This is a genomic window from Diaphorobacter ruginosibacter, assembly GCF_014395975.1.
Taxonomy (GTDB): Bacteria; Pseudomonadota; Gammaproteobacteria; order Burkholderiales; family Burkholderiaceae_C; genus Diaphorobacter_A; species Diaphorobacter_A ruginosibacter.
The window spans coordinates 3,322,281-3,348,417 of the sequence record NZ_CP060714.1 but is presented as its reverse complement, the minus strand read 5'-3'; the positions used below and the strand labels follow the sequence as shown (position 1 = coordinate 3,348,417).

Here is a 26,137-nt window from a genome sequence, read left to right as displayed (position 1 = left end):
CTGACGGATGCTCAAACAACGTGTCATAACTGCCCTGGTGCTGCTGGCCATCCTGCTGCCGGCGCTGTTCCATGCGAACACCGTGCCCTTCACCATCGTGCTGCTCGTCCTGGTGGCCGCCGGCGCATGGGAATGGGGACGCCTGAACGGCCTGGGCGGCACGGGTGCCGTCGCCACCGGCGCCGTGTGCCTTGCGATGTGCGGTGCGAGCTGGCAGTTCGGCTGGATACAGGCCCCGCTCGCCTCCCTCTGGACCCTTGCCGGCGCCTGCTGGGTGCTGGGCGGTGCCTTCCTGCTGCGCGGCGGCGTGGCGGGCTGGCCGAAGATTGCCCGTTCCGTACGCCTTGTGGGCGGCGTGCTCGCCCTCTGGGTGACATGGCTTGCCGTGGTGCAGGCGCGCCAGGTGGGTGTCAACTATCTGCTGTCGATCCTGGCCCTTGTCTGGGCGGCGGACATCTTTGCCTATTTCGCGGGCCGTGCCTTCGGCCTGAAGTTCACAAGAAACAAGCTGGCGCCCGCCATCAGTCCCGGCAAGAGCTGGGAGGGTGTCTGGGGCGGCATGGCGGGTGTCGCCGTATTGGCCATTGTCTGGGTTGCACTCGATGCCTCCAGTCAGGCAACGGTGGCCAGTTTCTATTCGCGCCTTGCGGCCAAGGGCTACTGGCTCCTGTTGCTGGGCGTGGTCTTCATGGCGGCGATGAGCGTCGTGGGTGATCTGGTCGAGTCGCTGGTCAAGCGAAGCGCCGGCATGAAGGACAGCAGCAACCTGCTGCCCGGCCATGGCGGCGTGCTCGACCGCATCGATGCGCTCCTGCCCACGTTGCCGCTCGCCATGATGCTCACTCATTTCGCTGCTGCATGAAACAACGTCTGACCGTTCTGGGCTCCACGGGCTCCATCGGTACCAACACGCTCGACGTGGTGGCTCGCCACCTCGACCACTATGAAGTCTTTGCGCTGAGCGCGTCCACGCGCGTCGAGCTGATGCTCGCGCAGTGTGCGCAGTTCAAGCCGCGCTACGCGGTGATGGCAAGCGCCCCGCATGCGAAGGAACTGGCAGACAGGCTCAAGGCCAACGGAATCGCGACCGAAGTTCTGCAGTCGGCCGATGCGCTGGAGTTGATTGCCGCGCACCCCGAGGTCGATGCTGTCATGGCCGCCATCGTCGGCGCGGCCGGGCTGGCGTCCTGCATGGCGGCGGCGCGGGCTGGCAAGCGCCTGCTGCTGGCGAACAAGGAGGCCATCGTCGTGGGTGGCGAGGTCTTCATGCATGCGGTGAAGCAGGGCGGCGCGACGCTGCTGCCCATCGACAGCGAGCACTCGGCCATCTTCCAGAGCCTGCCCGAGGATGCATCCACCTGGGCCCGTCGCGTCGACCACATCCTGCTGACGGCCTCGGGCGGTCCATTCCGCACGCGCGACCCGAAGACGCTCAGGGACGTGACGCCCGATCAGGCCTGCGCCCATCCGAACTTCGCCATGGGCCGCAAGATTTCCATCGATTCGGCCACGATGATGAACAAGGCGCTCGAGGTGATCGAGGCGCGCTGGCTGTTCAATCTCGCTCCCGAGCAGATCAAGGTGGTGATCCATCCGCAGCAGATCATCCATTCGATGGTGCAGTTCGTGGACGCCTCCATCATCGCGCAACTGGGTACCCCCGACATGCGGGTGCCGATCGCCGTGGGCCTTGCCTGGCCGGAGCGCATCGAAAGCGGTACACCCCGGCTCGACTTCGGGCAACTGGCGGCGCTCACCTTCGAGGAGGCCGACGCGGTGCGCTTCCCCGGTCTGCACCTGTCATGGCAGGCGCTGCGCGCTCCATCGGGCACGACGGCCGTGCTGAATGCGGCCAACGAGGTGGCCGTGGCGGCTTTCCTGTCCGGGCAGATCCGCTTCGATCAAATTCATCGTATCAATCTGGAAACTTTGGAGCGTGTGATACCGTCCAACCCGGATTCGCTGCAGGCTCTCCTGGCGCTTGACGCGCAAACCCGCGCAGCCGCCCAGGAGGCGGTCGCCAGGATCTGACAGCCCGGTCGATCCGCTTCATTTCGGGAGATGTTCTCATGCTGCTGACCATCGTTGCCTTCGTGGTGGCGCTCGGCGTCCTGATCGCCGTGCACGAGTACGGCCACTACCGCGTGGCCGTCGCGTGTGGCGTGAAGGTGCTTCGCTTCTCCGTGGGTTTTGGCAAGCCGTTGCTGCGCTGGCAGAGGAAGGGCTCGCCCACCGAATTCGTCCTGGCGGCATTTCCGCTGGGAGGCTACGTGCGCATGCTCGATGAGCGCGAGGCTCCCGTGGCGCCCGAGGAGCGCCATCTTGCCTTCAACACCCAGCCGCTCAGGTCGCGCGCCGCGATCGTCGCGGCCGGCCCGCTGGCCAACCTGCTGCTGGCGGTGATCCTGTACTCGGTGGTCAACTGGACCGGCGTGGAAGAGGCCAAGCCGCTTCTCGCCCATCCCGTGGCCGGCTCCGTGGCCGATCGCGCGGGTCTCAAGGGTGGCGAACTGGTAGTCGGCGCTGCGCTCGGAGAAGACGAGATCGAGCCCGTGCAATCCTTCGAGGACGTACGCTGGCTGCTCACGCGCGGCGCACTGGATGGCAGTGATGCGCGCTTGAGCATCCAGAGCCGCCCGGGCGCAGAGCCGCGCGAGATCACGCTGGGCCTCGCTGCGTTGAACGCCACCGATGCCGACCTGGAACTGTTCCGCAAGATCGGTATCCTGAGTCCCTGGACCAAGCCGGTGCTGGGAGAGTTGGTGCCGGACAGCGCCGCCGCACGCTCGGGCCTGAGGCAGGGTGACCTCGTGCATCGCGTCGGCGCGGTGCAGGTGGTCGATGCCCAGCAGCTGCGGGAGCTGATCCGTCATTCGGCGAAGGATGGCCAGCCGCTCACCCAGGATTGGCTGGTCGAGCGCGAGGGTAAGCTGGTCGAGCTTGCCGTGACGCCAGAAGTGTTGCAGGATGAAAATGGTTCCTTTGGTCGTATCGGCGCTTTCGTGGGCGAAGCGCCTGCGCTCGTGACCGTGCACTACGGCTTCGCAGAAGGCATCTGGAAGGGCGTGCAGCGCACCTGGGAGGTGTCCGCGCTCACGCTGCGCATGATGGGCCGCATGCTGATAGGGCAGGCGTCCGTGAAGAATCTGAGCGGGCCGCTCACCATTGCGGATTACGCCGGAAAGTCCGCCAGCATGGGACTCACGCAATACCTGATCTTCATGGCGCTGATCAGCGTGAGCCTTGGCGTACTGAACCTGTTGCCTTTGCCCGTTCTGGATGGTGGGCACCTGATGTATTATCTTTGGGAAGGCGTAACAGGGCGCGGAATCTCCGACGTCTGGATGGATAGACTGCAGCGCGGCGGTGTCGCGGTGCTCATGGTCATGATGTCCATCGCCCTGTTCAATGATGTTACCCGGTATGTAACCCGGCTTTTTGGCTAAACCTTTTGCCACTGGTGCTGCGGTGCTGGCTTCGATTCACACATGAAAAAACAATTCAATCGCTTGGGCATGCGTACCGCTACGGCAGTCGCAGCCATGGTTCTGGCGGCTCAGGCTTGGGCATTGGATCCGTTCCGCGTGCAGGATATCCGCGTCGAGGGTCTGCAGCGTGTGGAGCCAGGCACCATCTTCGCGTCGCTGCCACTGCGTGTGGGTGACGAGTACACCGACGAGAAGGGCGCGGCAGCCATTCGTGCGCTGTTCGCACTGGGCCTGTTCAAGGATGTCCGCCTCGAGGCCGCCGGCAACGTGCTGGTGGTGGTCGTCGAGGAGCGCCCGACGATTGCCGATGTGGAGTTTTCCGGCACCAAGGAATTCGACGGCGACACCCTCAAGAAGGCCATGCGCGACGTGGGCCTGACCGAAGGCCGTCCGTTCGACAAGGCCCTGGCGGACCGCGCGGAGCAGGAACTCAAGCGTCAGTACATCAACAAGAGCATGTACGGGGTGAACGTGGTGACCACGGTCACTCCGATCGAGCGCAACCGCGTGAACCTCACCTTTACGGTGGTGGAAGGCGAGCCCGCGAAGATCAAGGACATCCGCATCGTCGGCAACAAGGCGTTCAGCGAATCCACGCTCAAGGACCAGCTCGACCAGGACACCGGCGGCTGGCTGAGCTGGTACACCAAGTCCAACCGCTACTCGCGCGCCAAGCTCAATGCCGACCTGGAAACCCTGCGCTCGTACTACCTGTCGCGCGGCTATCTCGAATTCCGCATCGACTCCACGCAGGTGGCAATCTCGCCCGACAAGCAGGACATCACCATCACCGTGAATGTCACGGAAGGCAGCCCCTACGTGGTGCAAGCCGTCAAGCTCGACGGCAACTATCTCGACCGTGATGATGAATTCAAGTCCATGGTCACGATCCGTCCGGGCGAGCCCTACAACGCCGACAAGGTCGCGGAGACCACCAAGGCCTTCACCGATCACTTCGGCAACTTCGGCTTCGCCTTCGCCAAGGTCGAGGCCGTTCCCGAGATCGACCACGAGAACGACCGCGTCACGCTCACGCTGCGCGCCGAACCTTCCCGCCGTGCCTACGTGCGCCGCATCAGCGTGAGCGGCAACAACCGCACGCGTGACGAAGTCATCCGCCGCGAGTTCCGCCAGTTCGAATCCTCGTGGTATGACTCGGACAAGATCAAGCTCTCGCGCGATCGCGTCGACCGCCTGGGCTTCTTCACCGAAGTCGATGTCGAGACACAGGAAGTGCCCAATGCACCCGATCAGGTCGACCTCACGGTGAACGTGAAGGAAAAGCCGACGGGCTCGCTGACGCTGGGTGCGGGTTTCTCCAGCGCCGAAAAGGTGTCGCTGTCATTCGGTATCAAGCAGGAAAACGTGTTCGGTTCGGGCAACTACCTGGGTATCGACGTCAACACCAGCAAGTACCACCGCACGCTGGTGTTCAGCACCACCGACCCGTACTTCACCAAGGACGGCATTTCGCGCACGCTCGACCTGTACTACCGTACTGCCAAGCCATACGCCGACATGGGTGGTGACTACCAGCTGATCACGGCCGGCGGCAGCGTGCGCTTCGGTATTCCGTTCAGCGAGATCGACACCGTCTTCTTCGGCGCGGGCCTGGAAAACACCCGCATCAAGGAAGGCACGAACATTCCTGCTGCCTACCTGGCCTACATCCAGGAATACGGTGCCAGCAGCTTCGCGATTCCCCTGACCATCGGCTGGGGCCGTGACAGCCGCGACAGCGCCCTGGCGCCGAATTCGGGCCGTTACCAGCGTCTGAACTCCGAGATGTCGCTGGCGGGTGACGCCCGCTATGTGAAGGCGAACTACCAGTATCAGCAGTACGTGCCGCTGAACAAGAAGTTCACGCTGGCCTTCAACGGCGAAGTGGGTTGGGGCAAGGGCCTGAATGGCCAGCCGTTCCCTGTGTTCAAGAATTTTTACTCGGGTGGTCTGGGATCGGTGCGCGGCTTCGATCAAGGCACGCTCGGTCCTCGTGACGTGACGGGCTCCGTGCTGGGCGGCCCCAAGAAGCTCACGCTGAATGCTGAATTGATTGCGCCATTCCCGGGCGCAGGCAATGACCGTACGCTGCGCATCTTCGGCTTCGTCGATGCCGGCAATGTGTATGGTGAAAAAGAAAATTGGGAGTTGAGTGAAATGCGCGTGTCGACAGGTCTGGGGTTGAGCTGGATTTCCCCTCTTGGTCCACTGCGTCTTGCCTTCGCACAGCCGGTACGCAAGTTTGCCGGCGATAGAATCCAGAAACTGCAATTCCAGATCGGAACATCTTTCTAATGACATCCCTTTCCCGTCACATTCCCTTGGTCGTCCTGTTGGGTAGCCTGGCTGCTGCAGTGCCTGCGCAAGCCCAGGAATTCAAGGCCGGCTTCGTCAACACCGATCGCGTTTTCCGTGAAGCCAACTCCGCCAAGGCCGCTCAGGCCAAGCTTGAGCAAGAGTTTTCCAAGCGTGAAAAAGAGCTGGTCGATCTGGGCAATTCCCTGAAGGCTGCCACCGAGAAGTTCGAGCGTGAAGCGCCCACCATGGCCGAAAGCCAGCGCGCCTCCAAGCAGCGTGCACTGGCCGACCAGGACCGCGACTTCCAGCGCAAGCGCCGTGAGTTCCAGGAAGACCTGAGCTCGCGCAAGAGCGAAGAACTGGCCACCGTGCTGGACCGTGCCAACAAGGTCGTCAAGCAAGTGGCTGAATCGGAGAAGTACGACGTCATCCTCCAGGAAGCCGTGTACATCAACCCGAAGCTGGACATCACCGACAAGGTGATCAAGGCCATGAACTCGGCCAACGGCGGCAAGTGATTCTTGCCTGACTCAATTTGGTAGCGACGGATATTGCGTGAGCTTGCGTCTTGGAAAGATCATCGATGAACTGGGCGGAAGTCTTGAGGGAGGCAGTGGGGAGGCAGAGATCCTCCGCATCGCTCCCCTTGAGACGGCAGGCCCGGGAGATCTGGCCTTTCTGAACAACCCGCGCTACCAGAGTCAACTGGCCGCCTCCCGGGCGGCCTGCGTCATTGTGGCGCCCGCGATGCGGGAGGTTGCGCTGGCGCGCGGTGCGTGCATCGTCACGCCCGATCCCTACGTTTACTTCGCCCGTCTCACCCAGCTGTGGAAACGTGCGCATGCGGGCGGCGTGCAGCAAGGCATCCATCCGAGTGCCGTGGTCGATCCCGAGGCCTTCGTCGATCCCTCGGCCTACATCGGGCCGCTCTGCGTGGTGGAGCGGGGCGCACGCATCGGTGCGCATACGGTGCTCAAGGCCCGGGTGAATGTCGGCGAGCGCTGCACCATCGGCGAGCGCTGCATCCTCCATCCAGGCGTCGTGATCGGCGCGGACGGCTTCGGCTTTGCGCCTGACAAGGGCGACTGGGTGAAGATCGAGCAGCTGGGCGCGGTGCGCATCGGCAACGATGTGGAGATCGGCGCCAATACCTGCATTGACCGCGGGGCGCTCGAAGATACCGTGATCGAGGACAGCGTGAAGCTGGACAACCTCATCCAGATCGCCCACAACGTGCATATCGGACACCATACCGCGATGGCGGGCTGCACGGCGGTCGCGGGCAGCACGCGGATCGGGGCGCACTGCATGATCGCGGGTGCCGCATCGATCATCGGCCATCTCACGATCGCCGACAATGTGCACATCTCCACGAACACCGTGGTCATGCGCTCGATTCCCCAGGCGGGTCACTACACAGGAGTATTCCCGTTCGACGACAATGCGAGCTGGGAAAAGAATGCGGCCACGCTCAGGCAGCTCTACAAGCTGCGCGAGCGGGTCAAGGCTCTTGAACAAACAATCAAAAACGACGGGTCAGACCGCTGAAAACATGATGGACATTCACCAAATCCTCAAGCTGCTTCCACATCGCTATCCGTTCCTTCTGGTGGATCGCGTGGTTGAGCTCGAGCGCGGCAAGCACATTCAGGCGATCAAGAACGTCACCATCAACGAGCCATTTTTCACCGGCCACTTCCCGGCCCGCCCGGTCATGCCCGGCGTGCTGATGCTCGAGGCACTGGCGCAGGCTGCCGGCCTGCTGTCGTTCGACATGATGGGCGAGGCCCCAGGCGACGACAAGGTGTTCTACTTCGTGGGCATCGACGGCGCGCGCTTCAAGCGTCCTGTCGAACCGGGCGACCAGCTCATTCTCGAAATCGATCTCGACCGCATCAAGGGCGGCATCTACAAGTTCAAGGGCGTGGCCCGCGTGGGCGACAGCGTTGCCTGCGAAGCCGAGATCATGTGCACCATGCGTACGGTGGCCTGACCTTTTTGCGGAGCCTCCGGTTCGTGTCCAACATCCATCCCACGGCCATCGTCGATCCTGCTGCACACGTTGACAGCACGGTGACGGTGGGGCCCTATGCCGTCATCGGCCCGCATGTCCGCATCGCGGCCCGCACCAGCATCGGCCCGCATTGCGTCATCGAAGGCCACACCAGCATTGGCGAAGACAACAGGATCTTCCAGTTCGCATCCCTTGGCGGCGTGCCCCAGGACAAGAAGTACGCGGGCGAGCCCACGCGTCTTGAAATCGGCCACCGCAACACGATCCGCGAGTTCTGCACCTTCAATCTGGGAACGGTGCAGGACCGGGGCGTGACCAGCATCGGTGACGACAACTGGATCATGGCCTACGTCCACATCGCGCACGACTGCGTGGTGGGCAACCAGACTATCCTGGCAAACAACGCCACGCTCGCCGGCCATGTGCAGCTGGGGGACTGGGTGATCGTCGGCGGCCTGACCGGCGTTCACCAGTTCTCACGCATCGGCGCCCATGCGATGGCCGGCTTCGCCAGCCATATCTCGCAGGACGTCCCGCCCTTCATGATGGTGGACGGCAATCCGCTGGCCGTGCGCGGCCTGAACGTGGAAGGCCTGCGCCGCCGCGGCTTTTCGGCCGAGCGCATCACGGCGATCAAGCAGGCCTACCGGGTGCTGTACCGGCAGGGCCTCACGCTCGAGGCATCGATCGCGGCGATGAGCGCCCTGATCGAAGAGCACCCCCACGCCGCCGCCGACATCTCGCAGCTGCGCGATTTCGTGGCAGCCTCGCAGCGCGGTATCGCCCGCTGACCGCAGCAAGAGAGAGCACGCTCTTGTCGCCGAGCCCACGAATGCCTGCACACAACAGCCCCCAGGTCGCCATGGTCGCCGGAGAAACCTCCGGCGATTTGCTTGCTGGGCTGCTGCTCGACGGCCTGCGCGAGAAGTGGCCCGACGTGCGGTCCTTCGGCATCGGCGGTCCGCAGATGCAGGAGCGCGGGTTCGATGCCTGGTGGCAGAGCGAGCGGCTGGCGGTGCACGGCTACAGCCTGGAGCTGGTGCAGAAGCTGCTGGGCCTGCTCAAGGTGCGGAGGCAACTGCGCGAGAAACTGATCGCATCCCCGCCCAGCATCTTCATCGGCGTTGATGCACCCGATTTCAACCTCGGACTCGAAGGCAAGCTGCGCGAGGCCGGCATCAAGACCGTGCATTTCGTCTGTCCGTCCATCTGGGCGTGGCGCGCCGACCGCGTCGACACGATTCGCGCGAGTGCCGACCATGTGCTGTGCATCTTCCCGTTCGAGCCCGAATTGCTGGCCCGCCATGGCATTTCCGCGACCTATGTGGGCCACCCGCTTGCGCGCGTGATTCCGATGCAACCGGACAAGCTCGCTGCGCGTGCGCAACTGGGCCTCAACGCAGATGACCAGGTGCTCGCCGTGCTGCCGGGCAGCCGCTCGGCCGAGGTGAAGTTCATCGCCAGGCCGTTTTTCGATGCGGTGGCCATCCTGCTGCAGTCGCGCCCCGCGCTGCAGGTGGTCGTGCCGGCAGTGCCCCGGCAGCGCGAGAAGATCGAGGCCATGGCGCGCGAGTGCGGCATTGCCGATCGCGTGCGGATCGTCACCGGACAGTCGCATGCCGTGCTTGCGGCATGCGACTGCACCCTCATCGCCAGCGGCACGGCCACGCTGGAAGCGGCGCTCTACAAGCGCCCCATGGTGATCTCGTATCACATGCACCCCATCAGCTGGCGCCTCATGAAGCGCAAGCAGCTGCAGCCCTGGGTGGGGCTGCCCAACATTCTTTGCGGTGACTTCGTCGTGCCCGAACTGCTCCAGGATGCCGCCACGCCCGAGGCGCTGGCCGCGGCCGTGGCGCAGTGGCTGGATGCCTATTCCCGGCAGCCCGACAGGATCCATACGCTTGAAAAGCGCTTCACAGAGCTTCACGAGAGCCTGCTGCGCGATACTCCAAAACTGGCCGCAGATGCGATCGAAAAAATCCTTGCCGACACCAAAGGCTGAACAGGCCAGCTTTGACTGGCATCCACCAGGTCTTGTCGCGGGAGTGGATGAAGCAGGACGTGGCCCGCTTGCCGGGCCCGTGGTGACGGCCGCCGTCATCCTGGATGACATGCATCCGATCGCGGGCCTTGCCGATTCCAAGGTGCTGACGGCCGCCAGGCGCGAGAAGCTCTATGACGAGATCCGTGCCAAGGCATTGTGCTTCTGCATTGCAGAGGCGTCGGTGCAGGAGATCGATGAATTCAACATCCTGCAGGCCACCATGCTGGCCATGCGCCGGGCGGTGATGGGCCTGCGCCTGAAGCCCGTGCGCGTGCTGATCGATGGCAATCGCCTGCCGCAGCTCGACGTGCCCGCGGAGGCCATCGTCAAGGGCGATGCGCTGGTGCAGGCGATTTCCGCCGCATCGATTCTTGCCAAGGTCACGCGTGATCGCTGGTGCGAGCAACTGCATCTGCAGTATCCCCACTATGGGTTCGATGCACACAAGGGATATGGCACGGCCGTGCACCTGGCGGCCTTGCGCGAGCACGGCGCCTGTCCCGAGCACCGTCGCAGCTTTGCCCCCGTGGCCCAGGCCTGCCAGATGAAGAGAGAAACCGTTTGACGTAAGCTTGGGGCGCCGAGCCAGCCTCTGGCCGCGTCCGATGAAAGCCGAGGGGGAGGGAAGCCTTCCCGTCGACGGTGTGTTGTTGTGTTTGCTTTTTTGTTGGTGCTCGAGTCATGGCCGCTGCTCCCCTGTTGATCCAATCCCGAGAGAACACCCTGGTCAAGGACCTGCGCCGCCTGTCGCAGGACAGCACGGCCTACCGCAAGCAGGGCCGTGTCTGGCTCGAGGGCGACCACCTGTGCAGTGCTGCACTCGTACGCTCCATGAAGCCGCAGATCGCGGTGTTCGCGGAATCCTTCTGGCCGCAGGCACCCTCGGATCTCAAGCAGGCGGCCGAGCGGAACGTGCTGATGGCCGACGTGCTGTGGCGCGACATCAGCGGGCTGGAGTCGCCCGCCCAGATGGGCTTCGTGATGGAGTTGCCGAACACGGCCGGGCTGGATCCCCATGCACCGACGGTGGTGCTCGACCGCCTGCAGGATGCCGGCAATGTGGGCTCGATCCTGCGCACTGCATCGGCCTTCGGATTCACGCAGATTGCGGCCGTCAAGGGTACGGCGGCGCTGTGGAGCGCCAAGGTGCTGCGGGCCGGCATGGGCGCCCATTTCGCGCTGCGGCTTGTGGAGGGGCTGGGCAATGAGGACATCGAGGGCCTGCAGGTGCCGCTTCTCGCCACCAGCTCCCACCAGGGGGATTTTCTGCACCGGGCAGCGCTTCCGTGGCCTTGCGCATGGCTCATGGGGCATGAGGGGCAGGGCGTTTCCGAGGCGCTGCAGAGGCATGCTTCAGCACATATCCGCATTGCCCAGCCGGGAGGCGAGGAGTCGCTCAACGTGGCCGCCGCTGCCGCCATCTGCCTGCATGCCAGCGGCGCGGCGCGCAGCTGAAGGTGTGCGGTTCACTTGCCCGCGTCCAGGTAGCTCACGAAGCGCTTGTGAGGGTCGTAGTGCTCCCGTGCCTGGTGCAGCCTGAGCCATTTGCCGTTTGAAAAGCATTCGCGCACCAGCGAGGGAAAGCGCGTGAGGTCGATCTCGTTGATGTAGTAGCCCTTGGCCAGCGGCTTGAGCTGTGCATGCAGTTCGTCGGCGAGCTGGTAGTTTTTTGCGACATCCTGCTTGCTTGTGCCGATGAGATACCACGACAGGTAGTGCGGTGCGGCATAGGTGAAGCTGCAGGGCTCGGGTACCGTGGGGTTGGTGCCGAGCACCGAGAAGCCGAACGAACGTGGATCCAGCGCCTTGGCCGACAGGGTCTTCGCCAGCGAAGCGATGGCCTTGCCCGGCTCCTCTGTGAAGAGCGCGATTTCGCTGGTTCGGAACTGGCTGTAGAAGTCGGTGCTGAGCTGGCTGTACAGATCGAGGTAGGTCAGCGGCACGTTGCCTGCCGTATGGGCTTTGGCGAGCTTGCTGATGGCCGGGGCCTGCGTGAACACATTCGCCGCTGCCTGCGCTTCTTCCTTGGTCGCACCGTAGGACATGATGTTCACTACCCAGTGCCAGGCCTCCTTGCCCTTGGGTGTGCCCGGCGGGTTGAATTTGCCGATAGCGCCGAGTATCTCGGAGCGATTGGCGCTTTGCGGCAGTAGTTTGAGATACTCCGCGACCGCTTCCTCGACCTGTTCAATAGCGTAGAAATAGGTGTTCTTGACGACGACAGGGGCTTCATGAATGCGCAGCTTGTAGCGCAGAACGATGCCGAAGAAGCCCGGCCCCACGCCGCGCATGGCCCAGAACAGGTCGGGGTTCTCGATCTCCGACGTGGTGACGATCCTGCCGTCGGCAAGCATCACTTCGGCCGCCAGCACCGAGCCGCAACCCATGCCCCATTGCGGCATGTTCCATCCCATGCCTCCGCCCAGCAGGTAGCCGCCGATGGTGACGAAGCCCGTGTGTGCGGACGGAAAGGCGAAGCCCTTGGCAAAGAGTTGTTTGTTCAATGTCTCGCTGAGCACCCCGGGGCCGGCCCAGACAGATTTCTGCTCGGTGTCGAGCTCTTCGATATGGTCGAACAGCGACATGTCCACCGTGATCGCATCCTGCGCGAGCACCGGATTGGAGATGTTGTGGCCCGAGCTGCGGGCGACCAGGCGCTGCCCGCTTTCGTTGGCAAACTTCAACAGCAGTTGCAGATCCTCGCGGCTCGTGGGTTGCACGAACATGGAAGGAAAGCGGTGGGGCTTGATGCGGTACCAGGACATGGCCCAGAACCATCCCAGATAGCGTGAGTCGCTGCGCGTGACCACTTCACCCTGGAAGTTGGCAAGGCCAGCAGGACGCGTGTTCTTGTCTGGCGTCTTGCCGCGCGCCATTGCGAGCGCGCCGTGCGCTCCGGCACCCATCAACGCGGCGACCTGGAGCAGGCCGCGCCGCAGCGCGGAAGGGGTGTTGCGAGATGTGGCAGCCATGTGATCCCAGCCTTTCAGTTCATCTTTGTTATTTGCCCGCTCCCGTCTTGACGGGGGCGAGTTGGCTGAAATGTTCGGCCAGATCGGCCATGTCCCGGTCGCTCAGCGCCTGCACCATGGGCCCCATGGTCTCGCTCTTGCGGTGGCCGTTCTTGAAGGCGCGCAATTGCTCAAGCAGATAGGGCGCCTTCTGGCCGCGCAGATTCGGATTGGCGGGCATGGCCCGTGTGTCATGGCAGGCGACGCAGGTGGCCGCCGTGGCGGGCACCGCCCTGGGCTGTGCTGAGGGCGGCTTGGGCACGGAGGGTGCCTGCGCGCTGAACCATGCGGCCAGCGGCTGGATCTGCTGCCGGTCGATCACGGCGATGGCCGGCTGCATCATGGGGTGCACGCGCTTGCCCGACTTGAAGTCATTGAGCTGTGCGGCGAGGTAGGACTTGCTTTGCCCGGCCAGGTTCGGCCATTCCGGAATCTGACTGATACCGGTGGGGCCATGGCAGGCCAGGCACTGGCTTGCCACGGCCGGAGCCTTCGTCACGCCCTTGGGGTAGGCAGCCCCGTCGAACGGAATGCCGGTGCCATCCGACGGTGCGGCCAGGGTCGGCCACGCCAATGCGTGCAGCAGGCCCCCGAGAACCAGGGAGCGCATGCGTGCGCTGCGGGGGCGGGGCAGCGATAGGGCCGCATTGGCAAAAGTGTGTCGCATAGCGCCATGCTATGGGAAACTCACCGCATCAGTGTGGATGGGACATGGGCCTTGCTGTAGGCGAACTGCCTGACATGCCCACGCCCATAGCTATCTCATCGCCGCAGCAAGGCCAGTTGCTGCCTCAGCAGTTCCAGCAGTTCATCGCGCACACCGGCCTTGATGTGATTGGGAAAGAACAGCGGTGTATTGCCGTTCACCCGCATCTCCTTGCCGTCGTCGCTGTAGCGCAAGGTACCCGGCTCCACATCGGCGAGGGGAAGGCGCAGCGGGTTCTCCATCAGGTCCCGCGTGTACAACGCCTGTGCCGTCAGCGCGGTACCCCATGCCCCACCGAGGAAGGGGAAGTCGGCAAGTGCAAGGGTGATGGTCTCCCCTGCGGGAATCTGGAATTTGCCAGCCACCTTGGCCAGCTTTTTGGAGGCCGACGCATCGCTGCCGAGCAGCAGGGTATTGCCGAGCCCATGAGTGGCGACAAACTGGGTGGGCGATATCGGCTCGCTTGCCGCCACCTGGAGGCTTCCGTTCAATCGGTGATAGCCGAGCACGGCCTGCACCGCGGCCAGCAACGGCACCGTGATCTGTTCCAGGACCTGCTCCGGACTGGTGCCGCCCAGCTTGGCAAACATGGCCTTGTCCTTGAAGCGCTGCACCAGTCGCTCCACGAACGCCGGGGCTGTTTCGGCGTTGTGGGGCAGCGCGTGGGCCTGGGGCAGGGGCGCGTCGCTGAGAACGCTGAAATCGTCCTGCACATAGACGGCCTGATCGGACAGCAGGAATCCCTGTGCAAAGCGTGAGCCGGTGAATCGCGTCGCGACGTGGTAGCCCACGAACAGCAGGGGAGTCTCTTCGGTGGCAAGTGGCTTGCGCAGAAGCATCTGCGCGAAGGCCGCATCGAAAATCTGCGCAGCATCCTCGAACTGCGAAGGCCCGTTCTGTTCAGGCAGGAAAATGAAATCCGAAACACCTGCGGCATGGTGCATGGCGGCTTGCGCCACCAAGGGCTTGAGGGCCTCGCCATGCTTCCGGTGATGGGCGGACAGGGTGCTCAGATGGGCGGCCCACGAAATGTCTGTTTGGCTCATGAAAGTCCTTTGGACGGGGAGTCTCCAGTGGATTGGTGAATCGATGGTGACAGAGCCTGGCTTGGCCGCCTATCCAATTCCTGCTCATTTTTGCAATCGACCAACCCGCCATCCGTTTCGAGGCCGGCTGCCCGTATCAGCCCGTGGGCTGGAGAGATTTGCCGTCCGCCGACATCTGCTCCTGCATGAGCGCGCGCCACCATGATTCGCCCGGGTGCGGGGCATTGATGTCGAGCCGCTCGCCCATCATCGGTGTCGTGACCTGCACGCCGCGCTGGCGCCCGAGTCCGAGCACGCGCTCGAACGGGTCCCACCACGCATGCATGGAGAGGTCGAAGGTGCCGTTGTGAATCGGCAGCAGCCAGCGTCCGCGCAGGTCGATGTGCGCCTGCACGGTCTGCTCCGGGTGCATGTGAACATAGGGCCAGTGCTCGTTGTAGGCACCGGTCTCCATGAGCGTCAGGTCGAACGAGCCGAAGTGCCTGCCGATCTCCGCAAAGCCCGAGAAATAACCGGTGTCGCCGCTGAAGAAAATGCGCTGCTCGCCGCTCTCGATCACCCAGGAGGCCCAGAGCGTACGGTTTCCATCACGCAGCCCGCGCCCTGAGAAATGCTGGGCCGGGGTGGCTGTGAAGCGCAGGCCGTTGATTTCGGTGCCTTGCCACCAGTCGTATTGCTGCACCTTCTCGTGGGGGATGCCCCAGGCGACGAGCCGGTCGCCCACCCCCAGCGTGCAGAGAAACACCTGTGCCTTGCCGGCAAGCCGCAGTACCGCCGCGCGGTCCAGGTGATCGTAGTGGTCGTGGGAGAGCAGCACGCCCTGCAATGCAGGCAGCTCGTCGATGGACAGGGGCGGCGCATGGAAGCGCTTCGGGCCGGCAAAGGACAGCGGCGAGGCGCGCTCGGCAAAGACCGGATCGGTGATCCACCAGCCCCCGTGCAGCCTCATGAGCACCGTGGAATGGCCCAGTCGGTAGAAGCTGCCCTCGGGGGCGGCCTGCAACTCGGCCTGCGTGATGCGGCGCACGGGAATCGGCGCCGAAGGCACGGCATTCGACGGCTTGTTGAAGAACATGTCCCACATCACCTTCGCGCCCGGCTGCGGTGCATTGGCGGGGCGTGGCGTGATGTTGCGAAAGCGCTCGCCGCTGAACTGGGGCGATTCGGAGTAGTCGCCGAACGAGGGAGAAGAAGGCATGTTGATGAGCTCGAACGAGGTGGCTGGCAGGCCTTGGTTGCGGACCTTGGTTGTACTCCCTTCCAGGTGGGTCTGTGCGGCGAGGGGTTCAACCCGCGCGCGAGTTTCTCTTTGTAAAGGGGATGGGCCGGGGCAGGGCTCCCAGCGTGGCGCCTATCCAGCGGGCCACGCGCGGGAGCAACGAAAGGGCCGCGCCCGCCTGCGCATCCTGCGCCTGCACCTCCCGGGTGGCTCCGCCTTGCTCCACCCGCAGCGTGGCGCTGTGCGTGCCCAGCACGGAGAGGCGCACCCAGGTGCCGGGCGGGACGCCGTGGGGCTGCCAGGGCGCACCGCCGCCATAGAGCACGTGTTGGAACGTGATGCCGGCCTGCTCCCATTCGATGCTCATGCTGCCCTGGGTGCACAGCAGGGAGTCGATGTCGGAGATGCACAGCATGCCAGGCTGTCCGCGCCGGAGGGTGTGTGTGGTGAGGAGGGTGGAGTCCATGGTTTTTTCCAGTTCTCGATGCCGTGGTGGTATGGGCTGAAGCGTAAGTCGCGCGCCTGTTCCGGCACAGGCACACGCTTTCGCCCAAAGAGGCAGAACAGCACCGATGGCAAACCTCTGTTATGGTCATTTTTTGAGTGAGCTGTATCTGTTATCTTGATGCCGCGACTGGCAACATCGGCCGGCACCCGAAAGAACGGAGTTTTCATGGACAGCAGATTGTTGGCGGATGCCACCAGCGCCATCGGTGTCGGCATCGGTGTCGAAGCGGAGCACCTGCCCGAGGTCCCGGCAGACCTGCGGCAGGGCGGGGAGCATTCCCTTCACCTCTACCAGCGCTGGGCCAACCACTACGCGCAGGCGATCCATGCGGGCGTTCTGCAGGCCCAGGAACGCATGCCCTCGGTGCGCGAGATCCGTGAACGCCACGAGGTGAGCCACACCACGGCGCTGCAGATCCTGCGGGAGCTCGAATCCCGAGGACTCATCGAGGCGAGGGCGCGCATCGGCTACTTCGTGCGCTCGCAGGCGCATGCCATGCCCGCTGCGCGCGAGCCGATCGAGCTGGTGCCCTTCGATGCGCGTGGCAAGGGGCTGGAGTCCATCGGCGACCGTATCTCGGACTACCTCAACAAGGCGCGTCTCGTGGGAACGTTCAAGGCCGATCTGGGCAGCGCCATGCCCGCGCCCGAACTGTTCGATGCCTCCTTTCTCAACCGCCAGGCCGTGGCGCTGCTCAAGGAGCAACCCAACCTGCTGGTGCATGGCCCCTCCGCGCCGTTCACCCATCCCGAATTCCAGGCGGCCATGGCGCGCTATGCGCTCACCTTCGGCCTGAAGATTCCGCCGATGCAGGTGGCGGCCACGCTCGGCAACTCGGAAGCGGTGAACCTGATGCTGGACACCGTCACCCAGCCCGGCGACATGGTGGCCATCGAGTCCCCCACCTTCTATGGCATCGTGCAGGCTGTGGAGGCGCGCGGCCTGCGCTCCCTGGAGATTCCGTCGAGCCCGCACACCGGCATGTCGCCCGAAGCGCTGGAGCTCGCGCTGCGCACCTATCCGGAACTCAAGGCCGTGATCGTCGTCCCGCACCTGCAGATGCCGCAGGGCGCGACCATGCCCGACAGCCACAAGGAGCGCATCGTGGCCATGTGCTCCAGGCGCGGTGTGGCGCTGATCGAGGACGACATCTACCGCGAGTTCGTCGAGGAGCCTGGCGTGCACCGTCCCTGCAAGGCATGGGACACCGACGGGACGGTGGTGTACTGCGCATCGCTCTCCAAGAGCTTTGCGCCGGGCCTGCGCCTGGGGTGGATGAACGGCGGCCGCTGGCATGACAAGGTGCAGATGCTCAAGTTCACGCGTTCGCGCAACATGCCGCTGTGGCCGCAACTGCTGGGCGCGCGCACGGTGGGCACGCCGTTCTACATGCGGCATCTTGCGCGCCTGCGTGATCGCCTGCATCGCCAGCGCGAGCAGGCGGCGCAGGCGGTGGCGCGCTACTTTCCCATCGGCTCGCGCCTGAGTCTGCCGCGCGGGGGGCTGAGTATCTGGATCGAACTGCCCGAAAGCATCAGCACGGCACGGCTCTACGACGAGGCACTGGCGCTGGGCATCCGCGTCGCGCCGGGCGACATGTTTTCCAATACCGGTTCCTACGGCCACTTCCTGCGGCTGTCGTGCGGCATGCCCTTCACCGAGGCAATCAACGACGCCTACCGCGTGCTGGGCCAGTTGATGCATGCGCAAATGGGGTTGCCACCACGGGGCTGAGATCGTCAACACGCCTTGAAGGCCCCATCGCATTTGCATTTGCATCCTGCGGCGCGGCTTGGGTTCCAATGCTTGCCTCTCCCCAGAATGAATGGAATCGAAGACATGAACGACGACATGACCACGCGCCTGGAAGCCATGCTTGCCTCCGGAAAGGAAACGAGCCTGCTGCGCTTCACCCTGGGCAAGAACCACTTCGATGCCGGGCATTTCACCAAGGCACGCGAGCATCTGGAGCGGGCGGTGGAGCTCGATCCGAACTATTCGGTCGCCTGGAAGTTTCTGGGCAAGGCCTGCCTTGAGCTCGGCGACTTCCCTGCCGCACGCAAGGCGTGGGACGCGGGCCTCGCCTGCGCCGAGGCCAGGGGCGATGCGCAGGTGGTCAAGGAGCTCGGGGTCTTCCTTCGCAGGCTGGACAAGGCAAGCGGGTGAGCATGCGCGTGCATCTCGACCGTCAGAAGGCTGCGCTCTTCCTGTGAGTTTTACCTGTTGGTCAAATTGGTATTTTTTATTTCAAAAGAAACATAGTTAATCAAATTCAAACAAATTTGTCTCTATATGTGACATCATTTTTCTTAATGTTAATCAACATGGGAGACGTGATGCCATCGAAGTTGTTGCCTGCGCGTTCACAAAAGCCGGCCAAGGCGCGAAAAGGTACGTACCTTGGCGTGGGACGCTCTTTCACGAGGAAGGCGACTGTCGTGGCATTGGGGGCGTTGCTCGCGGGCGGTGCCCATGCTGCGGCAATCACCTGGGTTGGGGGCACCTCGGACGTCAATGACGGCACCAATTGGAATCCGCCTCAATTGGGGGGCTCTTTTACGGAAGAGGTATATGTCAATGGCGGAGGAGCGACGCCAGTGATGGATAGCCAGCCGCTACCCGGTTTCAGCAACGAACTCTTCGTGGGGAATGGGATTGGTGAGAGTGGCGAACTCAAAATTCTATTGAACGCGTCGGTAAGTAATGCATGGTGGTTTCTTGGCGGTCTGTCCAAGACATCGTTGGGGCCATTGGAGCCATTGTTCCGTTCGGGGAATGCGGGTGGGACTGGCGTCGTTTCCGTCGAGTTGGAGCCACCCACTCTGCCCTCAGGCAGTAGTCGGTTCCAAGTCTACTGGGGTGGTCTGGGGGTCGGCACGGAGGGCGATGGCACACTGTTAGTGAAGGGCTCGAGCGTTGCCAATCCTCTGACTTCTTCGGATGCCAGCCTGATGGTGTTTTCTCAGCAGTCCCGGCATGCGCAGATTGGCAGAGGCGCAGGTGGGGATGGCACCCTGAAACTGGATGGTGCAGCGCTGTTCTACGGACTTCCCTCTGTTCCGCCGCAAGCGACTGCCGCAGATCTTGCCCATTTTGAAGTGGGTGTTGGTACGGGAGGCCATGGAAAGGTCGAGGTTCTCGGGCAGGGCAAGCTGGGTTCGGGTGATTACTCTATGCCCACAAGCACAGTTGCTCCGATCTTTTCTCGTGGCTTCATCGGCAAGGATCAGGGCGTGGGCTCGATCACCATAGGAGATGCAGGAGCCCCAGGTATCCTCAATCGTGCCAATTTCATGAGCGGCCTTGTAGTGGGGGCGGATGGCGGGCAGGGATCGCTGGACGTGCTGAGCGGAGGCAAGGCGGGGGTGAGCAACGGCATGGCGATGTCCGCCTGCAGTTCCACTCCTGCTGCTCCTGCGCCGCTCATCGTGGGCGGGACGGGCACCGGGCTGGTCCGGGCGTCGGGCAGCGGTTCGGACCTGCTGGTGAGCGGCAAGTACGCAGCCGGCTTCGGGGGGACTACGGCCATACCGATTCGTTCCTACCATATCGGCAAGATCCAGGTGGGAAGCAACGGAACGCTCGTGGCCGAAAACAGTGCAGCCATCAAGGTTGGGGTTTCTCAACTCTCGAATGCCTCGATGGGGCCCTACGAACTCATCCATGAAGCCTACGGCATCGGGCCCATCGATGTGGAAGGGACCGGGCAGGTCTACTACGGATCGGAAACCGCCACTCCCTCGGCCCCGGGCAGCATCCAGGCGTCCCTCATCCAGCTGAAGGACCCCACCAGTGCGCTGCACTTCAACCATACCGGAAGCAATCTCAGTTTCGACGTTCCGCTCAAGGGCACGGGCCGGCTGGTGCAGGATGCCGGAACGACGACCGTCTCGCAGGTCGCCGCTCTTCCGTCCTATGCCACGGATGGCGCTTGCGATCCCGTTGTCGAACACCCCACCGACCAGCAATCCTTTAATGGCCTGGTTGAGGTGAACGCAGGAACCCTGGTGCTGCCGACAAACGATGTCCTGAGCAACGCCCAGTCGTTCACGGTGGCTGGCGGAACCCTGATGCAGGGCGGCACGAACCAGACGCTGAACCAGGTGACCTTGGGGGCCAATGGCACCTTGCAACTGACCGACAGTGGCCAGAGCACCAGCGACATTGCCAGGGCCAGCAGCTGGAGCGGCGGTGGCGCGGTGCTGCTCGACACGGTGCTGGGGGCCTGCGGCAGCGCCAGCGACAAGCTGGTCATCACCGGAGCCATCACGGGCGAGACCCGGCTGAAGATCACCAATGCGAGCGGGCCCGGAGCGGCAACCAGCGGCTGCGACGGCATTCTCGTCGTGGATGCGGCCGGTGCCAGCGGCGCAGGCACCTTCGTGCTCGATGGCGGGCCCATCACGCAAGGCGGATTCCAGTACCAGCTGGTGAAGGCGGGCAACGGCAACTGGTACCTGCAGGCCACCGAGGCGCCAGGGCAGATCATCATCCAGCAGACGGTGACACCCTCCGGCGGCGCTCCGGCATTCACCGGCAGCATTCCCTTCACGCTGAACTGCACGACGCCCAGCTACCAGTACAGCGGCAACATCACGGTGACCAACAACGTGGGCAACTCGGCTCCGATCACCGTGGCGGTGGGCAGCCAGTGCGCCGTCGTGCAAGGCTCGCCGATGCCTGCGGTGACGGGCTACCAGTGGAGTGCTGCCACCTACGGTCCCTCGGGTACGGCCATGCCCGTGGGAGGCTTGCAGACGCTCACCATGTCCAACAACCTGACCAGGAGCGGCGGCGGTACCGACAACGGCGGCAACACGCCGGGCAGCGCCACGCCGGTTCCCGCGCTGGGTGCCGGAGGGCTGGGCGCGCTTGCGGGGCTGATGATGGCCGCCGCGGCATTCATCGGCCGCCGGCGCAAGCAGGACCGGGCCTGACCATGGACGTGACGTGCCGATCCCTGCGGGCACGCGGGGATCGCGCAGAATAGAGGTTTCGGCCATGGGGGCCGAACACCCTCGGTTTGCAGCAAGGTTCATGAATACGTCCTCTACGCCACCCCTGCCCATGTTCTACCGCGAACTGCAGCCACTGGATCCTGCGCGGCATCTGGGCTTTGGCGTGCGAGGCACGCCGAACTTCCGCGCGGCATGCAACGCCAACGCGGTGCCCCTGGGCATCAGTGAGTTCGCGCTGGCCGCGCGCAGCTATCCGATCGTCTTCGGGCCTGCCGAGAGCGCGGGAATCCCCATCGCGGTGACTGCATTGGTGGAGGGGCGCAACCTGTTCGTGGATGCCGAGGGGCAGTGGTTGCCCGAGACCTATGTCCCGGGCTATCTGCGCCGCTATCCGTTCTGGATGCGTGTGGATGGCGATGGGCGCAGCGCCAGCTTTTTCTTCGATCCGCACGCAGGACAGGTCGTCCCCCTCGAGAGTGATGCCACGGCGCGCCCATTGTTCGACTTCCAGGGGCAGCCCAACACGGCGCTCGGCGAGATCGTGGGCTTCTGCCGGCAATGCCTGCAGGATGAGCAGATGACGCGGCACTTCATGGCGGCCCTGGAGCGCGAACGCCTGCTCGTGCCCCGACAGGCCCGCATCGAACTGGCGCCCGGACAGTACTACGAACTCGGCGGCTTTCGCGTGGTGGACATGGATGCCTACCACCGGCTGCCCGATGCCACGCTGGCCGACTGGGTCCGGCAGGGCTACGCGGCGCTGGTCGCGGTGCATCAATGGTCGATGGCGAACAACTGGCAGCAACTGCTGGCGCTGCACCAGCGTCAGGCACTCCCGGCGGCGGCTCAGGCGGAGACGGCATGAGCGGATTCTCGATCTCGCTGCAGCAGCCCGTGCAGCAAGCCTCTCAGGGCGGCCCGGTGCGTGTGGAAACCAGCAACTTCGTGGTGCGCAGCCTCACGGCAGCCGATGTGACCCCGGAGTTCGCACGCTGGTTCGACGACCCGCTCATGCTGCAGGGACTCAATCTCTCCGCGCTGCACTTTTCCGTGGAAGGACTCAGGGCCTTCATCGCCAGCTTCAACAACCTGGACAACTACTTCATCGGCGTGCTGGACAAGCACAGCCAGAGCCTGCAGGGGTTCTACAACTTCTCGGTCAACCGCGTGCACCGCGTGGCGACGCTCACCATGGGCATGGCGCCTCATACACAGGTGGCCCGGCAGATACTGTGGGAAGTCTCGGAGCCCCTTTTCGACGAGATGTTCTCCCGCACCGACATCGAGAAGATCTCCGCGCGTGTGCTGGCCAGCAACCGCCGCGTGCTCTTTGCGCTGGCCAACAACGAGCACTTCGTACCCGAGGCCCTGTTGCGGCAGGAGTGCCTGGGGGTGGATGGCAAGCGCCTGGATGTGCTGGCCATCGCGTGCTTCAAGGATCTGGCGCTGCGCCCACCCAAACGGCCGCTGGAGCGTCCCGCTTCCGCCGTGCCGGCAGGCCAGGGCGGCAATGCCTGAGCGTCAGGAGCGCCGCATCGGCGGGTTCGCGAACCTGCTGGAGGCTGCCGAGCATGCGGCATGCCTTCCCGACCAGGGCCTGACTTTCTTCGATGGCCTCGGCCAGCAGCAGGCATTCCTGAGCCATGCGCGGCTATGGCAGGCGGCGCGGCAGCTGGCGGGATATCTGCGCTGCACCCATTCCCTGGCGAAGGGGGCAAGGGTCGGGCTCGTCGCGCAGACCGGCCCCGACTTCATCACGCATTTCCTGGCCTGCCAGTTGCTGGGCTGGATATCGTGTCCGCTGCCGCTGCCGTCCGCGCTGCAAGGCAACGCGCGCTACCAGCGTGTGCTGCAGGGCATGCTGGAGGCTGCGGGCATGTCGCTTCTGGTGGCTCCCCGGCCCATGCTGCCCATCCTGCAGGCCGAGGGCCTGTCTGCACGCCTTCCATGCGTGGACTACGAGACGGCAACAGAGGCCATGGCCGCTGGAGCGGACCATCCCCAGGCATGTTCGTGGGAGATGCCGGCCCCGGGTGATATCGCCTATGTGCAGTTCTCGTCGGGGTCCACATCGCATCCCAAGGGCATCGCCATTTCCCATGGCGCACTGATGGCGAATGTGGACGACATCCTTTGCAGCGGCATGCAGTTGAGCGCATCGGACCGGGCATTCTCGTGGCTGCCTTTCTATCACGACATGGGGCTGGTCGGCATGCTGCTGGCGCCGCTGTGCGCGCAGGTCTGCGTGGACTATCTTGCACCCACTGCCTTTGTGCGCAGGCCCCAGCTCTGGACCCGGCTGATGAGCAGCAGGGCCAGCACCATCACCTATGCCCCCGGTTTCGGATACGCACTCGCGGCCGGCCGTGCGGCAGCCGAGGAGGATGCCTCCCTTTGCTTGCAGGCCCTGCGCATTGCCGGTGTTGGCGGTGACCGGATCATCCCGTCGCAACTGCAATCCTTTGCCGACCGCCATGCCGGGGCGGGCTTCCACGCCGACGCGTTCAGGCCCAGCTACGGCCTCGCGGAGGCGACCCTCGCCGTGACCGTGTGCGATCTTCCATGGGCACGGGCGCATCGGCGGTTCATCGTGGATCCCGCAGGTGGTGTTGCCGATGCGGAAAATGCCGTTTCCGGCGCGCAGGAGTTCGTCAATTGCGGCAGGCCGCTGCCCGGCTGGCGAGTGACGGTGCGGGATGAGCGCGGGGCGGTGCTTCCCGCCGGCACGGTGGGCGATGTCGTGGTGCAGGGTGCCGCGCAGATGTCCGGCATCTACGAACGTGCCAGCCTGCAGCCGCTGGAGCCCGCGGCCGGCGTGGCCACGGGCGACATGGGTTTTCTCGATGCACAGGGCGATCTGTTCATCACGGGCCGCAGGAAGGACGTCATGATCGTGCGCGGCAGGAATGTCTGGCCGCAGGATGTCGAGCAGGCCGTGGCGGAGATCCTGCGCTCGGAGACGGACGATATCCTGCTGTTCCAGGATCCGGGGGCGTTGCCTGAGTCCGACCTGTTCCTGCTGGTGCATGAGAAGGCGGTGCGCCAATCCGCCCATCCGCACGCGCTCGGGTCCATCGCCTCGACCGCCGCCGGCCTGCTGGGCGCTCCGCCCGCCGTGCACGTCGTCTCCAATGGTTGCATCGAGCGAACCTCCTCGGGCAAGAAGGCCCGGGCCGCGACGCGCGAACGTTTTTTGAGCGGGAAGATCATGACGCTGCCCGCATTGTCTCCATGAAGCCCAAGACCTATGAGCCAAGATAGCCTGGAAATCACCCGCCGCCTGATTGCGGAGACGCTGCTGATCCCGCAGGACAGCATCCAAGCGCATGACGAGATAGCGCAGCTGAAGAACATCGACAGCCTGTCATTCGAGATGATCATCGTCGCCATCGAGACCGAGACGGGAAAAGCCATCGACCCCATGCGCATGTTCGAGCTCAAGACAGTGGGCGACCTGGCAAGGCTGCTGTGATCGATGGAAAGACGGGAGCAGGGGCCGCCGATGAGCCAGCAGTTTTCCAATGATTTCTGGAATCGCATGTACGAGCTCGCGCATGAGGCGCCGGGCCGGAATGCCGAGGTCATGCATGACGGCGGCCGTGTGGTGGTGGTGCAGGACCTGGATGACGCCGATGCCGTGCTGCGCAAGCGCCTGGCCAACTATCCCAAGAATCTGCAATGGTTTGCCCAGGTGGGCGGGCAGTCGCGGCTGACCGAGGATGGCGACCAGTGGCGTTTCCGCTCGGGGCTGTCGCAGCCGTCCTTCAGCCGGTACGACCATGACCGCGGCTACGCCATCAGCGCCAGGCAGGCGCGGCGGATGGCCGGCCTGCTTGTGGCCAACACCAAGGCGCCGCTGCTGGACGAGGACGCGATCCATCACAGCATCCTGTCCATCTTCACGGAGATGTTCCTTGACGTGGAGCTCGACAGGATACCCATGGCACATGACGGCCCATCGCGGCTGATCGAGCTCGCGTCCAGGTACACCTGCATCCATCGCGGGCAGGGCCAGGACGCGCACACCAAGGAACATATCCGGCAGATTCTCGAATCGCGCCGACAGGTGTTCGGCGGCATGCAATGCCTGCGCGACGCAGGTGACTACGACAGTGCCATGATGCGCAGGATGCTGGCGGCAGAGGCCGTGCCGGGCTATGACTTCCGTTTTGAAAAGGAAATGACGACGCTTTTCGTTGCCGGGGCCGACACCGCATCGAACTCCACCGGGTGGGCGCTGCACCTGCTGGCAACCTACCCCGAACTGCAGGAGCGCCTGCATGCGGGGCAGCGCGCCATCCATGCATCCCTGCCGGATGGTCCCGAGCGTTGCAAAGCGATCCTTGCCGATCAGGACCTGAAGGCCTTCGTCTCCGAACTGCTGCGCCTGCATTCGCCGCTGCCGTTCGTGACGCGCGTGGCGAGGGCGGACGACCGCCTGTCGGACATCGACGTGCACGCCGGGGACGTGGTGATCGTGTCCCTCATCGGAGTGAACCGCAAGGCGATGGCGCGGCCGGATTTCTGGATTCCGGACATCGATGCCGCAGCGCGCGAGGGCGTGGGCATGGGAACCGGTATCCACTCCAGCTTCACCTGGGGCGCGAGAGTCTGCGGCGGGCGGAACTTCGCACTGCTGGAGTTGACGACCGTATTGAGCTTCCTGATCGCCGAGCTGCGCCTGGAGCTGTCCGAAGACCTGCCGGTCGAGAACGAGTGGGTGGGGCAGATGCGAAGAAAAGGCGGCCACCGCGTACGCGTGACCGCCAGATCATGAACCATCGCGGGCCGAGGCCGGAGTCTCGCTGAACGATCCGCGTCGTCTTCGAGAAGACCCGCGAA

At 64.1% G+C, this 26,137-nt stretch carries 24 protein-coding genes; 19 read left to right on the top strand and 5 right to left on the bottom strand.

The window, feature by feature from the left end:
• Positions 1-7: 7 nt before the first annotated feature.
• From H9K76_RS15240 to H9K76_RS15190, 11 genes are all read left to right on the top strand, one after another.
• Complete coding sequence (locus tag H9K76_RS15240) at positions 8-862, top strand: phosphatidate cytidylyltransferase (RefSeq protein ID WP_187596216.1); 855 nt, start codon at positions 8-10, stop codon at positions 860-862.
• The gene (gene ispC, locus H9K76_RS15235; RefSeq protein ID WP_187596215.1) at positions 859-2,031 is read left to right on the top strand and encodes a 1-deoxy-D-xylulose-5-phosphate reductoisomerase; all 1,173 of its coding nucleotides are present in this window, start codon (positions 859-861) and stop codon (positions 2,029-2,031) included. Before H9K76_RS15240 ends, ispC begins: the two co-directional genes overlap by 4 nt.
• A 38-nt stretch (positions 2,032-2,069) precedes the next feature.
• Entirely contained in the window at positions 2,070-3,446 is a 1,377-nt protein-coding gene (gene rseP, locus H9K76_RS15230) for an RIP metalloprotease RseP (protein WP_187596214.1), read from the top strand.
• Positions 3,447-3,488: 42 nt separating this feature from the next.
• Positions 3,489-5,783 carry an outer membrane protein assembly factor BamA gene (bamA, locus tag H9K76_RS15225; RefSeq protein WP_187596213.1) on the top strand — a complete coding sequence of 765 codons (2,295 nt, stop codon included), beginning with the start codon at positions 3,489-3,491 and terminating at the stop codon, positions 5,781-5,783.
• On the top strand, positions 5,783-6,304 hold the full coding sequence (locus H9K76_RS15220) for an OmpH/Skp family outer membrane protein (protein ID WP_187596212.1): 522 nt from the start codon (positions 5,783-5,785) through the stop codon (positions 6,302-6,304). The genes bamA and H9K76_RS15220 overlap by 1 nt, the downstream gene beginning before the upstream one ends.
• 37 nt (positions 6,305-6,341) lie before the next feature.
• Positions 6,342-7,334: a UDP-3-O-(3-hydroxymyristoyl)glucosamine N-acyltransferase gene (lpxD, locus tag H9K76_RS15215; RefSeq protein WP_187596211.1), complete on the top strand. Its 993-nt coding sequence runs from the start codon at positions 6,342-6,344 to the stop codon at positions 7,332-7,334.
• Between the two features lie 4 nt (positions 7,335-7,338).
• Positions 7,339-7,779, top strand: a complete 441-nt coding sequence (fabZ, locus tag H9K76_RS15210; RefSeq protein WP_187596210.1) for a 3-hydroxyacyl-ACP dehydratase FabZ — start codon at positions 7,339-7,341, stop codon at positions 7,777-7,779.
• 23 nt (positions 7,780-7,802) lie between these two features.
• Positions 7,803-8,591 (top strand): acyl-ACP--UDP-N-acetylglucosamine O-acyltransferase, encoded by a 789-nt coding sequence (gene lpxA / locus H9K76_RS15205; protein ID WP_187596209.1) that lies wholly within the window; start codon positions 7,803-7,805, stop codon positions 8,589-8,591.
• Positions 8,592-8,632: 41 nt separating this feature from the next.
• Positions 8,633-9,805: a lipid-A-disaccharide synthase gene (gene lpxB / locus H9K76_RS15200; RefSeq protein WP_187596208.1), complete on the top strand. Its 1,173-nt coding sequence runs from the start codon at positions 8,633-8,635 to the stop codon at positions 9,803-9,805.
• A complete protein-coding gene (gene rnhB, locus H9K76_RS15195) occupies positions 9,768-10,412 on the top strand; it encodes a ribonuclease HII (protein ID WP_187596207.1) in 645 nt (214 codons plus the stop codon). The genes lpxB and rnhB overlap by 38 nt, the downstream gene beginning before the upstream one ends.
• 116 nt (positions 10,413-10,528) lie before the next feature.
• Positions 10,529-11,302, top strand: coding sequence for a TrmH family RNA methyltransferase (locus H9K76_RS15190; RefSeq protein ID WP_187596206.1), 774 nt, complete (start codon positions 10,529-10,531; stop codon positions 11,300-11,302).
• Between the two features lie 11 nt (positions 11,303-11,313).
• Here H9K76_RS15190 and H9K76_RS15185 read toward each other — a convergent pair whose 3' ends face one another.
• From H9K76_RS15185 to H9K76_RS15165, 5 genes are all read right to left on the bottom strand, one after another.
• Complete coding sequence (locus H9K76_RS15185; RefSeq protein ID WP_187596205.1) at positions 11,314-12,819, bottom strand: FAD-binding oxidoreductase; 1,506 nt, start codon at positions 12,817-12,819, stop codon at positions 11,314-11,316.
• Between the two features lie 28 nt (positions 12,820-12,847).
• Positions 12,848-13,468 (bottom strand): c-type cytochrome, encoded by a 621-nt coding sequence (locus H9K76_RS15180; protein WP_187596204.1) that lies wholly within the window; start codon positions 13,466-13,468, stop codon positions 12,848-12,850.
• A 152-nt stretch (positions 13,469-13,620) separates the two neighbouring features.
• Positions 13,621-14,610, bottom strand: coding sequence for a hypothetical protein (locus H9K76_RS15175; RefSeq protein ID WP_187596203.1), 990 nt, complete (start codon positions 14,608-14,610; stop codon positions 13,621-13,623).
• Positions 14,611-14,746: 136 nt separating this feature from the next.
• The gene (locus H9K76_RS15170) at positions 14,747-15,808 is read right to left on the bottom strand and encodes an MBL fold metallo-hydrolase (protein ID WP_187596202.1); all 1,062 of its coding nucleotides are present in this window, start codon (positions 15,806-15,808) and stop codon (positions 14,747-14,749) included.
• Positions 15,809-15,896: 88 nt separating this feature from the next.
• On the bottom strand, positions 15,897-16,295 hold the full coding sequence (locus tag H9K76_RS15165; RefSeq protein ID WP_187596201.1) for a hypothetical protein: 399 nt from the start codon (positions 16,293-16,295) through the stop codon (positions 15,897-15,899).
• Positions 16,296-16,502: 207 nt separating this feature from the next.
• Here H9K76_RS15165 and H9K76_RS15160 point away from each other — a divergent pair, with 207 nt between their 5' ends.
• From H9K76_RS15160 to H9K76_RS15125, 8 genes are all read left to right on the top strand, one after another.
• Positions 16,503-18,071 carry an aminotransferase-like domain-containing protein gene (locus H9K76_RS15160; protein ID WP_187596200.1) on the top strand — a complete coding sequence of 523 codons (1,569 nt, stop codon included), beginning with the start codon at positions 16,503-16,505 and terminating at the stop codon, positions 18,069-18,071.
• A 105-nt stretch (positions 18,072-18,176) separates the two neighbouring features.
• The gene (locus tag H9K76_RS15155; protein ID WP_187596199.1) at positions 18,177-18,503 is read left to right on the top strand and encodes a tetratricopeptide repeat protein; all 327 of its coding nucleotides are present in this window, start codon (positions 18,177-18,179) and stop codon (positions 18,501-18,503) included.
• Between the two features lie 1,007 nt (positions 18,504-19,510).
• Positions 19,511-21,274 (top strand): autotransporter outer membrane beta-barrel domain-containing protein, encoded by a 1,764-nt coding sequence (locus tag H9K76_RS15150; protein ID WP_187596198.1) that lies wholly within the window; start codon positions 19,511-19,513, stop codon positions 21,272-21,274.
• A gap of 100 nt (positions 21,275-21,374) precedes the next feature.
• On the top strand, positions 21,375-22,160 hold the full coding sequence (locus H9K76_RS15145) for a SapC family protein (protein ID WP_187596197.1): 786 nt from the start codon (positions 21,375-21,377) through the stop codon (positions 22,158-22,160).
• A complete protein-coding gene (locus H9K76_RS15140; RefSeq protein ID WP_187596196.1) occupies positions 22,157-22,813 on the top strand; it encodes a GNAT family protein in 657 nt (218 codons plus the stop codon). The genes H9K76_RS15145 and H9K76_RS15140 overlap by 4 nt, the downstream gene beginning before the upstream one ends.
• Entirely contained in the window at positions 22,806-24,530 is a 1,725-nt protein-coding gene (locus tag H9K76_RS15135; RefSeq protein ID WP_187596195.1) for an AMP-binding protein, read from the top strand. Before H9K76_RS15140 ends, H9K76_RS15135 begins: the two co-directional genes overlap by 8 nt.
• A gap of 12 nt (positions 24,531-24,542) precedes the next feature.
• A complete protein-coding gene (locus tag H9K76_RS15130) occupies positions 24,543-24,767 on the top strand; it encodes an acyl carrier protein (RefSeq protein WP_187596003.1) in 225 nt (74 codons plus the stop codon).
• 30 nt (positions 24,768-24,797) lie between these two features.
• The gene (locus H9K76_RS15125) at positions 24,798-26,072 is read left to right on the top strand and encodes a cytochrome P450 (protein WP_187596194.1); all 1,275 of its coding nucleotides are present in this window, start codon (positions 24,798-24,800) and stop codon (positions 26,070-26,072) included.
• Positions 26,073-26,137: the final 65 nt, after the last annotated feature.